Raw genomic sequence first — 14,770 nt, forward strand, 5'->3', positions numbered from 1 at the left:
ATTTTTATTTTTGACCGACAATACCAATAAAAAATAGCCAGCTATTATTGCTGGCTATCATAACTAGACGAGCCATACGGCACAATGAATTTGAGTGATTACCACCAAGCTTCTACTTGGATACCAACAACGTACTCTGAGTCTTCTCCTGTACCAAACGCATTGTCATTTTCAGTATCAGTTATATATGACCCGTACACTCTAAGTTCAGGACGCGCCCAAAAATCATTACCCATTGCCCAGCCTTGCGCCACTGTAAACTTAGTATTACCAAAGTCTTCTTTGGCTGTGCCCGCTGAATTGATCTTCTCACCCATATTTACGCCAGCTTCAAAAATGGTACGCATAGTGTCATCCCATTTATACATAGGGCGTACAACTACCGAGAATTGGTCAGTATCAGACTTAAATGACGTAGCATTATCGTTTGTATCAGTACCACCTATATCACTGCCCACCATAAAGGCGAATTGATGGCCCATTTCCCAGTCACTACCTAGACTCACAACACCCCAGTTAAGTAAACGGTAACCGGAAGCCTCATTATGAGCGTTGTTTGCGCGGTTGTAGTATGCACCTGAGCCGAATGATGCGACCTGAGCCCCATAACCATTGGTTCCGAACTGGAGTACTGTCTGGTTAAAACCAATCTTCATATTTTGGTGCAAGATTGCCGATACCAACAGGCCATCATCAGCATCTACATTTTTCCCATCTTTCTCGTTAGAGAAGTTATAGGCCAATGCAAGTTCAAGGGATGCATCTTCCCACACACCAATATTTGCTAATCGCGTATCAAGAATATAGCCTGACCCGTTATCATTTTCCCCATCCTGGATAAGCGCAACGGATAACTTCTGATTGCCTAGTGATAAGTTTTCAATACCGCCACCTGTTCCGGACGTATTGAGGAAGTAAAAATCAGTAATATGAATATCTTTACGCTGATAATAGGTTTTACCAGCCCATAGGGTGGCTTCTTTGTCAGAGGCAATCAAACCTTTGGCTTTTACTGCAAATTGGGCAACATTGATATCCCCATCTTCGCTACCGGATTGGCCAGTATCGCCTTTATTTAACATGGACTCAACACGCCAAGTTTGTTCACCTGTTTCTAGCTCTTCAGAAAAACCGAACTCATAATAGTTGTCGTTTTCATTACCCAAGCGACCAATACCAGCTTTGTTAACAGCCACATCACTACCTGAGTTACCACTAATCCCGGTACCCGCCCTAAAATAGCCATTAAAATCAACGGCTAGTGCAGGGGAAGCAGCAAGTGCTGCAGCCACTGCACCCGCAACTAAGTTCACTTTTTTCATTATTGACTCCAATTAAGATTTATTATTTTTATACCTAACTCATTACATGCTTCTATAAAGGCAGAAATAGAATCATTAATAAGTGAGGTAGAAGGGGCAAGAACACAGCCTTAACCCTTATGCTCTAACTACTGACAGACTAACTATAAGAGGCAAGGTTGACTTCCTCCACCCTGATTAATTTCTTAGGGGGATGAGAAAGGATGAGAAAAATAAACAGCAAAAATTTTTTTGGCTTGTCTCACAAATATAGGGATGAGAAAGTGTTGAATATGTATTTAAAAACCGGAAATAATCCTATATTGATCACTTATTAATATAAAAAGACTGAAGAAAAACACCATTAATAACAATTTTATTTTCAACTATCAGGAGCTTGACGTCCTTACAACAAAGAGATTTACTTAGGTCAGTTATTCATCGTCAATCAATGCAATGTTAATTATGCCTTGTTCTAAGCCTTACCCCCTTGGTGCCACTTTATGTGGTGAAGGGTGTAATTTCTCTATTTACGCTCCCGGTCACAATAATTTGCTTCTAGCTCTATTTGGCGAAGACGACCAATACACTACACATCCGCTAAACAATGATTATGCCGGCATATTACACACTCATATTAAAGGGGTGAAAGCTGGGCAAAAATATGGTTTTATTGTTGAGCATCCAGATGGTGATTATCTCATTTCGGACCCCTATGCAAAAGCGATAGAAAAACCGCCTCACTACATGCCTCCGCTAACTCCATCCAAAAGTTTTCAAATCGCCAAGTCCGTCGTCATTGATAGCAATTTCGATTGGCAAGGAGTCGAAAAACCTATCCGAGCCAAAGAAGAAATGGTGTTGTTTGAAACTCATGTCAAAGGGCTGACTAAACTGAACCCAGAAGTTGAAAGTCTCCAACAGGGGTGCTACCTCGGCTTAGTCAGCGAAGCTATGATCACCTTCTACAAGCAACAGAATATTAATACCTTGCAGCTGTTACCCATTGCTGCATGCATGCATGAGCCTCATCTTTTAGAAAGCGAACTATCCAATTATTGGGGTTACAACCCTTATGTATTCATGGCTCCCGACCCACGTTTTGCCGATACGGATGCTGTACATGAGCTAAAAAGCGCCATTAGAGAGCTACATCGTCACGATATAGAGGTCATCCTAGATGTGGTCTATAACCATACCGCTGAAGGTGGTAGTGAGGGCGCTATATTTAACCTTAAAGCTCTCGATGACAACTACTACCTTAAACATGACGATAAGTTTGCCAACTTTACAGGATGTGGTAATACGCTAGATTTGTCGTATCAACCTACCCTCAATCTTGTGATGGATAGCTTGAGATACTGGGCTGTTGAATATCAGGTTGACGGCTTTCGCTTTGATTTGGCTGCAACCTTAGGCCGCGAAGGTGATATCTTCAACTCACATTCAGCCTTTTTCAAAGCCGTAGCACAGGACCCTATACTAAAACAGGTGAAGCTGATTGCTGAGCCTTGGGATATTGGTCCTAATGGCTATCAAGTTGGACAGTTTCCAGTTGGCTGGAACGAGTGCAATGATAGGCTAAGAGATATTACACGAAGCTTTTGGCGCGGTGACCAAGGCTACCTTAAAGAATTCACTACACGCTTAATGGGGTCAAGAGACTTATACAGCGCTGCCAACTGGCCACATAACCTCACCGTTAACTACATTACTTATCACGATGGATTCACCTTGCAAGACCTGGTGTCTTACCGGCAAAAACACAATCTTGCTAATGGCGAGGAAAACCGTGATGGACATGGCGATAACCGGTCAGATAACTATGGCATAGAGGGTGAGACAGACAATCCTGCCATTGTCGAAAAACGCGAAAAACAAAAACGTAATTTTATGGCAAGTCTATTATTTTCTTTTGGGATTCCGCACATGTTGACAGCAGATATACTGTCACATAGCCAAAATGGTAACAACAATGCTTATTGCCAAGATAACGAATTAAGCTGGCTTAACTGGCAACCTTCTCAACAAAAAGACCAGTTTAAACAATGGATGAGTCATATGGTCGAAGCTCGGCAGCATTTTATGTTGCCGCTAATTAAAGCTTTCAGTGGCAAACAAAGGCATAATAACAAGATTGAATGGCGACGTGTTGATGGCACGGCAATAGAACATGATGATTGGAACACGCTTAACGCTGTCTCATTACGCATTGGATTAGGTGAAGAAGGAAATGAAATGTTTTACTGCATTAATCAAACCAATGCACCCGCACGTTTTACTTTGCCAGATGACAGGATGCAATGTTGGATCACTATCTGTGATACCCATAGCTATGACATAGGAAAAATTGTCGAGGGTAAACAGTTTCTCGCTACCCCTCGATCAATTGTGATCATGCATGCTGTACAGTAACTTAGCGGCTGCTCTATTTGGTGTTAGTATATATCTTACTATATTGCTCAAGACCACTGGTTAATCAACAATACGATGGCAGATAAGATTTCTACTACGGCGCTAGCTAAGTTACGTAAAACTGAAGTTAAAAAGCTATTTGATACTCTCAAAACGGCTGGTTACGTCAATCGAGATAATAACTCTTGGATACTGACCGATATAGGTAAAAAATTTGGTGGGGAGTACGCACAACACCCAAAGTATGGGCAGTTTATCGTCTGGCCTGAAAATTTACTTATTGATAGCTGCTCTACCAGTGGGAAACTTCTCAGTGCTACCCAACTAGGCCAACGCTTCTCGCTTAATGCAAAGAAAATCAATCAACTACTTCAAGAGCTTGGCTGGTTGCAAAAAATCCCTGACGGATGGCAAGTGACTAACAACGGTCTGAAATCAGGTGGCTATCAAAAAATTGATAAACAGACAGGCCAGCAATATGCTTTGTGGCATGATTCAATTGCACATAATAAACGCCTTAAACAATCTGTTAATGAATTTTCAGGTCAGCAGGCAGAAAAGCACACAACTGACAAATCACTTTCAAACTTTAGGCAAAAATTTGAGGCCAAGTATCGCACCTTAGATGGGCATTATGTCCGATCGAAAGGTGAACTAAAAATCGACAACTGGCTTTACATGAACGGCATTGTGCATGCGTACGATCGCCAACTGCCTATTGAAGAGCACATTCTTAGTGATTTTTATCTGCCCAGCGGCAAAGTTTATCTCCAGTATTGGGACAATGACAATTATACCGATTATGAAAAAAGAGAACTTAGGGCTGTTTACCAAACTCATCAGTTCAACTTGATCGAGATTGATTTCCAAGATATTGACAAACTTGACGACACTCTTCCTGCTCAGTTAAAAGAATTCGGAATCGCAGCTTACTAAACGATTTTAAGTCTAAGTTGTGTTCGAAAAAGCCACCAGCTCTGGAAATCAACGATAATGATAGCTAGAGTGTGTTCTTTTCACATTGAACTCTCAATGAAGCTTGTAGAGACAAACCTTATGTTTAGCGATGATCGTATTATTGACAATATAGAAGAACTAGAATCTTTTCTTATCGCTGTAGAAAATGGCAGCTTTGGATTAGAAGGAATTGCGGGAATTGCTCTCGCAACTAATAACGCTGATGGACGCCACTTTGTCGCTGTATTGGATGATAATCATCAATTACTATTGGCAAGATGGGTCACTGATGAAGTTTTCCAAAACGGACAGGAACTGGTACGTAATGGCCCAAAGAAAAGCCATTAATAAAGAATACTTGAGTTAAAGCAGATCAGGATTAGAGCCTTACAAACTGAGCAAAACAAAAAGGACAGCCACCAAATGGCTGTCCACTTAAACCCTATCACATCATTCTAGTGACTAACGGTGCCAACATATGAAACGGTAAGTAATGTGTAGCTATCTAACGCAAATGACGTCCACCATCAAACTGAAGGTTCCTACCTGTCATAAAACGACTGTTCAGCAGCATTTTTACCCCTTCAATCACTTCGTCAAAACCCGCTTCCCTAGGCAAAAGAGCTTTGGCTATTGCTTTTTCTTTATAGGCCTCACCATCATGTGGATTAAATTTTAATAATGCCGGAGAGATGGTATTTACTTTTACTTCAGGAGCCAACATAGACGCAAAAGACAAGGTCATATTGTTCATCGCAGCTTTGCTTGCAGCGTATGCGATATGTTTTTTACTCCCTTTTTCAGCAACATAATCACTTACATGAATGACGTCAGCATGGCCACTAGCACGGAGTTTGTCTTGTAGCGCTAAATTCATTTGGTAGGGAACCGAGGCGTGAACCGTCATCATACGTTGCATGATTTCGGCGGCGTTATGATATGCACTATCGTCGGCTGACCAATCCGAAGCATTATGAACAATAGCCCTTATCGCATTATATCTATTTGCCAATTGCGAGATGAAATCATCGACTTGATTTTGCTGGTAGAAATCAGCCTGATAAAGCTCAGCGCCAAGCTCTTTTAAATCAGCAAGAGATGGATATTCCGTGCGATAGGTGCCGACTATATGATAGCCATCCTTTAACAATGCCTTAGATAATTCACATCCCAGCCGCTTGCCCACACCAGTAATAACGATAGTTTTACTCATTGAAGAAACTCCGCACGCGTTTGAGGGTTCGTTTTAAAGCAACCACCCAGTGCTGTGGTGGTGGTGTTAGAATTCACATCCATAACTCCTCTGGATTTTACGCAATAATGTGTTGCATCTATGGTTACAGCAACATCATCTGTCTCAGTTAATGTCTGAATAGCCAAAAGAATTTGCTGGGTTAGACGTTCTTGAACTTGAGGTCGCTGAGCAAAAAAGCGCACTATACGATTGATCTTAGATAGACCAATGACTTTAGACTTAGGTAGATACGCGACTTTCGCCAAGCCATCAATGGTAACAAAATGATGTTCACAGGTAGATGTGAGGTTGATATTGGAGACTTTTACCATTTCATCAACCTTCATTTTATTTTCAATAACGGTGATTTTGGGGAAGTTAATATAATCTAACCCAGAAAAAATCTCGTTAACATACATCTTTGCAATGCGATGTGGCGTTTCAGCTAAGCTGTCATCGTTTAGATCTAGCCCCATCACCGAGATCACTTCAGTCAGAAGCCCTTTGATCCTCTGATACTTTTGCTCGGGCATCATATCACTTTCTACTATAGGGGTTTCTAAACCTTGATCAATAAGTGCCTCTTTTACTCGTTTCGCTTCTTCACTTATCATTTAATCCCCCTTTAAGTCTTGTTTTGTGTAACTCAAAGTCAAAGACACTGAATCAGCAAACCTTAGCGCATGGGGTTTATCGATAGTGACTTTAGCAAAGCTTACCTGCGGATTATCAACGCATAAGCCAAGTACATCACTGGTTAGTTTTTCCAACAACAAGAAACGCCCACTTTCTACATGTCGAATAATATTTTTACAAATAACTTTATAGTTCAGTGCATTCTCAACATTATCTCTTAGGCACAGGTTATTGGCTGGATAATGTATCTCTGCGTTAATAATGATGTCTTGTTGCTTTTGTTTTTCTTCTTCGTTGAAACCTATGTAGGTTCTAAGCCTCAGATTAGTGATATTGATTATTGCGTTATGAATCATGATAATTACTCGCTAGTAGGTGCATTTTATCAATACGCTCTCCACCACAGAACCGATCATTAAACTAGAAAAAGCTTATTTAAGTCAGCTATATAGTTATAAATGCGCTTAAATCATACTAGTACACACCACACAAAAAACTCAACTTGATGCATAGTAAATCAGACATTACTTACTCAAACTAAGGCATTATGTTTATTTTTTTATCAAGAGAGGCCTCTGAATTCACGATTATCATATTCAGCCTCAGCGATATATTGAAGCAGGATCTTAACTAGGTAACATGGAATACCATAGCTATGAGAGAAGGAATTTACCCTAGCCTTCTCTCATAGAAACAAAGTATCATTGATACATTTAGTCAATGAGTTGATCGAACAAATCAAACCAATTTGCCCTTTGAATCGTTTCTTCTTTCAGCATCGATGCCGTTTGCTCTCCGAGCTTGTCTAAATCCAACTTTGAACTCTCTCGATCGTAAATCAACTTTAGCCACTCTTGAGCCCATGACTCTAGCTTATATATAGTAGCTTCAGCATGGTAAGTGTTAGAGACATGCTCGAGTGAAGTGCCCGATGATAAAACCTGAAAATCTAAGTCAGTCTTGTCGAGCTTTTTCAGATGAACCTCTGAAGTAGATTTCTTTGTAACCATATACATCTGCGGAGACCGATTATCCAAAGTTAACTTGACTAAATCATATACTTCACTATTTACTAGCAGAGCATCCGTTTCAGGTTTGATCTTAACCAATTTATTGGGGTCATCTTGAAAACCTTCATCATTCCCATCAACTTCAATTTCGAACACAGCAGCATCTTTCTTTTCAATTATGCCAGCCGATTCAATCAATGTAGTCACTTGATAATCATAGAAAGGGATCATGAATCCTTTACCACGGAAAGATAGGCCTTCATTCATCGAACCTTCCCCAGAATAAACCGTCGGTATACTGGCATCTTTCATAACAGCGTTGACCAGAGCATTATCAAAAAAGCCCTGAACAACAAATGCCTTGTTACCGCTTTCAGTCGTCAACTCGAACAACTTGTAACGACTACCTTGTAAAGAAAAACTAGACTGTTGTTCTAAGCTAACCCCCACGGCTTGTGCTTGCTCTTGGAGTGCATCAATTCTACCTGTCGCGAGAATAATTGTGCTGCCAGACACCGGATTCTCTGCCATAGCTTTTAAAATTTCGGCTAAAACTCGCTTACCTATGCTTAAGTTTTGCCCATCTTGAACATCATTTACATTGTAAAACCGGCCTTGATTAATCACTTGAGAGTTTTCGCGAGCCATCATGAGGGCAAAGTGATCTTGGATAAGCGTGGATAGCGGGGCATGACTATCGGGTTCATGGCCCAGCACCTTGCGAATAATCTCCACTAGCGTAGATTTGACGCTAGGGCTGTCAATATCGGTATTTGCGCATGGAATTCCAAAGCCAATAGCACCACGAGAAAGACCGGTAAAATACGCATCTTTTACCTGACTAACTCCAGCCATACCCCCAATTTCACCAACGCGAAGTACATTGGGCCTATCCACAACGCTGTATACTGACCCTACATTGTATTGAATTTCGAATTGAGGGTTATGACGTTTGCCTAATTCACGAACTAACTGATAACTATAATTGGGGTCCCATTGACGATTCGCATTTTGGTGAGTAATCACTTTAATATCTTTATCTAGCAATTTATCTAGTGTTTCATTACTGATTGAGTAGCGATAAAAATGAGCATAAGCATCAATTCGATCTTTAAGTTCGGGATGTTTCTTAATAATGGTTTTATACAGCATCTGGAAATTGACGAGATCGCCAAACCCAGCTATTGCGTATCCAGACATAAGAATTCGGCCATCGCTATTGAGTAAAGTACTAAAAAATTCACTAACCTCATGCCTGTTTTCCTCGGAGAGCGATTGGGAATCACGAATCACATCAAAATTATTTATATTGTATTTATCTGTAAGAAAACGAACATCTGCGCTCATGCTAATCGGCGCTGGTTCTTCAGCACTCAATGCCAATGAGATACCATTATGAGTGACAAGTATTTTCTCTTTCTTTGATAATTCTGACTCTTTTTCTCGAAGGAGAAGGTTTATATCTTGGGGCATATCAGAATAGTTGAATTGAGCTCCGACGTTTTGATAGATCTTTAACTTTTGGTTTATGGCTTCAGGTGAGGCGTCATCAGGTATTCCTATTTTTTCCACCGTTTTTATATAGGATGCTAAACGTAAGAACTCGGCTTTTTCCTCGAGGCTGAACTGTAAAAATGCACCAAATATAGCAGGCTCTACTCGCTTTTCATCTCGAGTTCTAACCTTAGGATACTCATCAGGTCCGTAGTGCACCACCTTCACTGTGGTCCCTGACTTATCTAAACGCAATCCAATATACGTTCTACCTAAATCATCCAGAAAATCGAATAGCTTCTTTAATCCTACACTGTCCGATGTTTGCGCTTCTGTGGGGTCAAGTTGTTCTTGAACATTATTCATATAAATCTCAAAGAGATCTGAGGATTTAATAACTGTGTTCTGATCCATATGATCATAACTGGGCATAGTTACAAATTGCGTATGTGAAAAGTTACTGATTGCAGAGTCCTCTCCCGCGCTAACATTTAGACTCTTCAGACGTTGTTTCCATTCTTCCCTCTTAGCAAGAATAGTTTTTGACGTTAACGGCATGCCATTGATCGTAAGGGGAGCTTTCTGCTCAACTTGCCCCGCAATAACGACCTCAGTACTCGGTGAATCTAGAAAGGATGGTTCGGTCTTTTGCTCATTTTTAGCATCACCAAAACACGCTGTTAGAAAAAAAACGCAGAGAATAGAGAGTTGAGAGATGTTCAACTTGAAAGCAGGAACTGGATTGCGTAGCCAGCTACTTTTTAGGAATTGTTTGTACATAGAGATAAACTCACGCAGGCATTGAAAACGGCGTATAAAACGCGAGTTTGCTATCTATGTCTTATGAATATTGGTCAGACCAGGAGTGGAGAAATTTAAGCAGAACGTAAACCGTCATCTCCCTTGTTATAATTTATGTTTCAAAGGTTTAACTAAGCTATCTAACCCCTCAATTTTTAGTGCCAAGCAGAGCTTCAGCAACTCCCCAAGCTCGCCATTCGGAAAGCCCTTTTTATCGAACCAAAGCAAATATTCTTCAGGCAAGTCAATTAATATTCGGCCAGAATATTTGCCAAATGGCATGTGGATACTCGCTAGTTTAATCAAGTTCTCTTTTTCTAACATGGTTACTTTTAGTGTGTAAAAGTACGAGGAGGACAGAATGCCACTGAGAAAAGAGCCATGGTAGCGACCAGCGAAATACGACTAATCTTGGTCGATAGTGTGTGCGTACTCAACCACAATCTGATTGCCCTCGATGTAAGCGTTTTGAATTTCACCATCGACACTCATACGACTTTGCAGGTACACAACTTTTGGCCCCGAATCATTTACTTGTTTAAGAGAAGGAAAGGTGAGTTTAGGGTCAAGGTGAAGCAATCGAGAAAATTGACTGACAAACGACATTGTTAGAGGCTGCTCTCCTCTAAGAAGCTGCGAAAAATTAAGCTGGCTAATACCTAGCTTCTTCGCAAACTCCATTTGAGTAATTCGCATCTTTGACTTCTTAGACATCCAAGTCGAGTATAGTACCTCTCTGTCTTTCTCAGTAAATTCCACAGTTAACCCTTAATTCAAATAAATGAATCAAACTATGGACTTTTTACTAACCAAAATGTCAGATTATGGTAAACATTGGCCGAGATTAATCGGAACTATGATTGAACTCTCATAGCCATCCAGAAAGAAGACGCTTAAACCAATCAACCAAGCGTTTAATCACACTACCCTGCTTTATGTCAGATTTAGCCACTAAATCCTTGACCACCAAAGGTTCATCTTCAACTTTATATATAACGCTACCGACTTTCTCTCCCTTGGTAATTGGCGCAACTAATTCTCGGTCAAACTCTACTTCGGCTTCAAGCTTATCAGCATCCCCACGAGGAAGGGTTAGGTAAATATCATCACTCACCCCAACAGGAAGTTGGTCTTTATCACCCATCCATACTTTGGCCTTAGTCACTACATCATCAGCTTTGTTTGGAGATACAGTATCAAAAAAACGGAATCCATAACTGAGGAGCTGCTTACTCACCGACTCTCGGCTTTTTGCACTTTTCGCTCCCATAACAACCGCAATCAATCTCATATTTCCATAAGTCGCGGACGTCGCTAGGCTGTATCCTGCACCGCTTGTATAGCCTGTCTTCATACCATCAACGTTGATGCTTCTATCACGTAACAGGCCATTACGATTGTACTGAGTAATTCCATTGTAGGTGTACGACGTTTCGCTATACAAAGAATAGATATCGGGTAAATCATGTATAATCGCCCTCCCCAGCTTAGCAATATCAAGAGGGGTCGAATAAAGCCCTCTGCTATCCAGGCCATGGGGATTACTATATGAAGTATTTTCTAATCCGAGTGTCTGTGCCCATGAATTCATCATATTAACGAATGCGCTTTCGCTCCCTGCAACATATTCCGCGATAGCAACACTGGCATCATTACCCGACTGGACAATCAGGCCTCGATACAAGTCCATCAAAGGCACTTTGGTCCCAACTTCAATAAACATCTTTGACGAGTCGGGGAAGTTTTTTGCCCATGCTTTTTTACTAATTAAAACCTTATCCTCAAGAGTAATATTACCTGCTTTCACTTCTTGACCAGCGACATAGGCCGTCATAAGTTTTGTTAGACTTGCAGGGTTTAATTTAGTGCGAGCGTTCTTCTCTACTAATATCTCACCAGTGTTATAGTCAATCAGTACATAGCCCCTTGCTGGTAAAGAAGGGGGATCAGGAACAATGGTTGGCGCGGAATAAGCGCTGAATGTTATAGCCAACGTACACCACAAGGCAGATCGGTAAACAAAATCTCTTATCATGGGACATTACCACTCAAGTCACAATTCTCGTACGGTTTATCTGTATCAGTATATACAAACAACTGAGCTATGTGTTTGCTTTGTAACCAATAGTTACTTTTAGATAGTAGCTTTTGTCAATTTATGAGAATTCAGCGCGATTTATAGGTAAACAATTGCAAAAAATCAGCGCAAGTAGCGCTGATCTCAATCAACCTAAGCAACAAAATAGTCGTGATTAAAATGCTAATTTATTGTGTTGTTTATGAATTGTTCGCTATCTTGGCATTCGGGGTGATGCTATCTCTATATGTAAACCACAAGTAGGTTACAACTAAAGAGAAGAACAGATATGACAAGGCAAACACGAACGGCGACGAGATAAGCTCCTGTGAAATACCCCAAGCAACACCTGCAACAGTAATGATGAGCTTAGAAAACAAACCGACAATCAGGAGTAAAACCGCTAATTCAGGAAAACGGGTACTACGAAAAGCAAACCAATAGCAACTGCCAACTGCAATAGCAGACACACACAATCCCAACATAAAAGAATGAAGATGTTCTGCAGAAAGCACTCCTGCTGATATCGATGCAACTATGATCAGAAAAAGCTTCATTTTTACTCTCTATATACTTTGTGGACGCTTACTTTCATTAATGAAAACTAATTTTCTGTATATTTACATCACCTTTTTAACTAATTCAAGTGATAAATCTATGATGAAAACATCGAAATATCCCACAAAACATAGATGTAAAATATTGGTTAAATCCTTGTATTCTCTTATTCATTGACACTTGAGAAGATAGCTGACCCACAAGCGTAAAAAACACACAAGGTTACACTTTATTAACAAGTGACACATTTTGATTGATAAAAATAAATTCAGGTACTGCTCAGAAGATAAGCAAGGAGTGGGGTAGGAATATCGATATTATTAAAAAGCCCTATTCAAAAAAGCAAGATTGTGTATCTTTTGAATAGGGCTCTTTACCCTTATGTTTCATTTTACGATTAAAACTTCCTCTTCCTTTCTTTGCTCTTTCTGTCCGGGTCTTAAATAATCTGCTAGTCACTATCGCTTTAAGCGTATTATCGTGAATTTCACCTCGACCGACTTCTAAATCTGCCAGTTGAGTTTCATTCTCAACTTTTTTTCGGGTATTCTTGACCATAAAATTTCCTTATCATTAATTTTATAAACGACCACTCATTAGTAATAGATACATCATTTATGCGATGTTTTATGTAAAAAACTACCAACATATCGAATGTTACACTAGTTAAGCCGAAACCAGTAATATTTTCGAAACCCTACCTAGCGCAAATTTCCAATGAAAACTCCTTGATAATGGAAAACTATCATATGAATTATATTGACTTAGTGCCACTTACCTTTAGACTGTCAGGCAGCTAGAAAACGGTTCTTGTTTTTATTCCGCCGTTTCGTTGGATTTCCTTGTATTTCTTCCGTAACGTCGTGCGCAATAGCAATCTCCTTTTCCACGCTATAGTTGCCGTCATGGCTTTTAAAAGATTTATCAAGGATAAACATTATGTCTAACACTGTTACTGGTACAGTTAAATGGTTCAACGAAACTAAAGGTTTTGGTTTCATTCAGCAAGAAAACGGCCCTGACGTTTTCGCTCACTTTTCTGCTATCACTGGTGACGGCTTCCGTACTCTAGTTGAAGGTCAAAAAGTGGAGTTTGTCGTTTCTCAAGGCCAAAAAGGCCCTCAAGCTGAGAACATCAAAGTACTTTAATTGAACTGTACTATGGATTTACAATAGCCAGCATTACGCTGGCTATTTTTTTACGTGTAGCAAATAACCATGGCACTAAAACCAACAATATATAAATTCCGTCTGTCTATTTCAGACACAAATCGAGACTTGTATAACTCAACTCAGTTAACCATTGCTCTTCATCCATCTGAAAACACAGAACGGATGATGGCTCGTGTGCTGGCTTATTGCATCAGGTATCAACCTGAGCTGAGTTTTACCAAAGGTTTATCGTCCACAGAAGAGCCTGATCTCTGGCTTAAAACGCTCGACGGTTCAACGTCTGTGTGGATCGAGGTTGGTGAGCCATCTTTAGATAGAATAAAAAAAGCAACTCGCTTAGCACAACGAGTGGACATCTTTAGTTTTACAAGTAAGTCTGACGTTTGGTGGGAACAAACAAAAAATAAATCATATCAATACGACGCACATATTTTTCGCCTCAGCAATGAGGGGATTCAAGCGCTATCAAGTGTAATTGAGAGAGGTATGGACCTATCTGTAATGATAAGTGGAACAAGCATTTTCATTGACTGTGTTTCTGGGTCATTTGAAGTTCAGATAGAAACGCTGCAATCCAATGACTGATTTTGCTAACGCGCTTGACAAGATAGCTGCATCTTCACTACCAGCAGTCTTAGAACACCCAATATTGTGGCAACAGTTTTTGCAGCAACATTCCCCACTGTTCACAAAAGTTAAACAAGCCAGAGCCAATAAAGACCAAGATTCTCAATTACTTGGCGTTTTAACTAAGGCGCACGTCGAAAGCTTGTCACGGGTTAATACCAATCAGGAACCTGTTATAGCTATGTGGCAGGCTCTCAATACAAATCTTGGCGAACAGCATGCCAAACGATTCAAGTACCAAGAGCACACTATGCTTTATCTGGTCACACACGTTTGGCTATACCTTCAAGGCTACTTAAAGATGAACTTCAGCCTTGCTAATGAGTATGCGCAAACAACAGCCAGTACTCTTAACGAGTTGTCTAGCTTGAACATTGATGAGACTCGAACTCAGTTTATGGCCAGTTTTTACTTGGGCCTAGAAAATACACCCAAAACCTCAAAGACTCATACTGTCATGCATTGGCTAAAACGTTACTTTGAATAA

At 40.3% G+C, this 14,770-nt stretch carries 16 protein-coding genes; 6 read left to right on the forward strand and 10 right to left on the reverse strand.

Annotation, left to right across the window (positions count from 1 at the left end; translation table 11 throughout):
• Positions 1–98 precede the first annotated feature (98 nt).
• Positions 99–1,322 carry a maltoporin LamB gene (gene lamB / locus DPF90_RS09395; RefSeq protein ID WP_114786082.1) on the reverse strand — a complete coding sequence of 408 codons (1,224 nt, stop codon included), beginning with the start codon at positions 1,320–1,322 and terminating at the stop codon, positions 99–101.
• Positions 1,323–1,766: 444 nt separating this feature from the next.
• On the opposite strand from lamB, the gene glgX reads away from it, so the two are divergent.
• The 3 genes from glgX to DPF90_RS09410 all read left to right on the forward strand — a co-directional run bounded on the left by glgX (position 1,767) and on the right by DPF90_RS09410 (position 5,021).
• Positions 1,767–3,716, forward strand: a complete 1,950-nt coding sequence (glgX, locus tag DPF90_RS09400; protein WP_114786083.1) for a glycogen debranching protein GlgX — start codon at positions 1,767–1,769, stop codon at positions 3,714–3,716.
• 75 nt (positions 3,717–3,791) lie between these two features.
• Positions 3,792–4,652, forward strand: coding sequence for a glycerol kinase (locus tag DPF90_RS09405; RefSeq protein WP_114786084.1), 861 nt, complete (start codon positions 3,792–3,794; stop codon positions 4,650–4,652).
• A 120-nt stretch (positions 4,653–4,772) separates the two neighbouring features.
• Positions 4,773–5,021, forward strand: coding sequence for a hypothetical protein (locus DPF90_RS09410; protein WP_114786166.1), 249 nt, complete (start codon positions 4,773–4,775; stop codon positions 5,019–5,021).
• 157 nt (positions 5,022–5,178) lie between these two features.
• Here the strand turns inward: DPF90_RS09410 and folM are convergent, their stop codons facing one another.
• From folM to arfA, 9 genes are all read right to left on the reverse strand, one after another.
• Positions 5,179–5,886 (reverse strand): dihydromonapterin reductase, encoded by a 708-nt coding sequence (gene folM, locus DPF90_RS09415; protein WP_114786085.1) that lies wholly within the window; start codon positions 5,884–5,886, stop codon positions 5,179–5,181.
• Positions 5,883–6,521 carry a GTP cyclohydrolase I FolE gene (gene folE, locus DPF90_RS09420; RefSeq protein ID WP_114786086.1) on the reverse strand — a complete coding sequence of 213 codons (639 nt, stop codon included), beginning with the start codon at positions 6,519–6,521 and terminating at the stop codon, positions 5,883–5,885. Before folE ends, folM begins: the two co-directional genes overlap by 4 nt.
• A complete protein-coding gene (gene folX, locus DPF90_RS09425) occupies positions 6,522–6,899 on the reverse strand; it encodes a dihydroneopterin triphosphate 2'-epimerase (protein ID WP_114786087.1) in 378 nt (125 codons plus the stop codon).
• A 357-nt stretch (positions 6,900–7,256) separates the two neighbouring features.
• Positions 7,257–9,827 carry a hypothetical protein gene (locus DPF90_RS09430; protein WP_114786088.1) on the reverse strand — a complete coding sequence of 857 codons (2,571 nt, stop codon included), beginning with the start codon at positions 9,825–9,827 and terminating at the stop codon, positions 7,257–7,259.
• A gap of 126 nt (positions 9,828–9,953) precedes the next feature.
• On the reverse strand, positions 9,954–10,172 hold the full coding sequence (locus DPF90_RS09435; RefSeq protein WP_114786089.1) for a DUF3820 family protein: 219 nt from the start codon (positions 10,170–10,172) through the stop codon (positions 9,954–9,956).
• An 81-nt stretch (positions 10,173–10,253) separates the two neighbouring features.
• Positions 10,254–10,607: a helix-turn-helix domain-containing protein gene (locus tag DPF90_RS09440; RefSeq protein WP_114786090.1), complete on the reverse strand. Its 354-nt coding sequence runs from the start codon at positions 10,605–10,607 to the stop codon at positions 10,254–10,256.
• Between the two features lie 109 nt (positions 10,608–10,716).
• Positions 10,717–11,883 carry a D-alanyl-D-alanine carboxypeptidase family protein gene (locus DPF90_RS09445; RefSeq protein WP_114786091.1) on the reverse strand — a complete coding sequence of 389 codons (1,167 nt, stop codon included), beginning with the start codon at positions 11,881–11,883 and terminating at the stop codon, positions 10,717–10,719.
• A 242-nt stretch (positions 11,884–12,125) separates the two neighbouring features.
• Complete coding sequence (locus DPF90_RS09450; protein ID WP_114786092.1) at positions 12,126–12,482, reverse strand: NADH:ubiquinone oxidoreductase; 357 nt, start codon at positions 12,480–12,482, stop codon at positions 12,126–12,128.
• Positions 12,483–12,813: 331 nt separating this feature from the next.
• Positions 12,814–13,041 carry an alternative ribosome rescue factor ArfA gene (arfA, locus tag DPF90_RS09455; protein WP_114786093.1) on the reverse strand — a complete coding sequence of 76 codons (228 nt, stop codon included), beginning with the start codon at positions 13,039–13,041 and terminating at the stop codon, positions 12,814–12,816.
• Between the two features lie 381 nt (positions 13,042–13,422).
• On the opposite strand from arfA, the gene DPF90_RS09460 reads away from it, so the two are divergent.
• From DPF90_RS09460 to DPF90_RS09470, 3 genes are all read left to right on the forward strand, one after another.
• Positions 13,423–13,632 (forward strand): cold-shock protein, encoded by a 210-nt coding sequence (locus tag DPF90_RS09460; RefSeq protein WP_038204438.1) that lies wholly within the window; start codon positions 13,423–13,425, stop codon positions 13,630–13,632.
• A 69-nt stretch (positions 13,633–13,701) separates the two neighbouring features.
• Positions 13,702–14,241 (forward strand): YaeQ family protein, encoded by a 540-nt coding sequence (locus DPF90_RS09465; protein WP_114786094.1) that lies wholly within the window; start codon positions 13,702–13,704, stop codon positions 14,239–14,241.
• Positions 14,234–14,770 (forward strand): hypothetical protein, encoded by a 537-nt coding sequence (locus tag DPF90_RS09470; RefSeq protein ID WP_240314491.1) that lies wholly within the window; start codon positions 14,234–14,236, stop codon positions 14,768–14,770. Before DPF90_RS09465 ends, DPF90_RS09470 begins: the two co-directional genes overlap by 8 nt.

It is taken from the genome of Vibrio tetraodonis (assembly GCF_003350295.1).
Taxonomy (GTDB): Bacteria; Pseudomonadota; Gammaproteobacteria; order Enterobacterales; family Vibrionaceae; genus Vibrio; species Vibrio tetraodonis.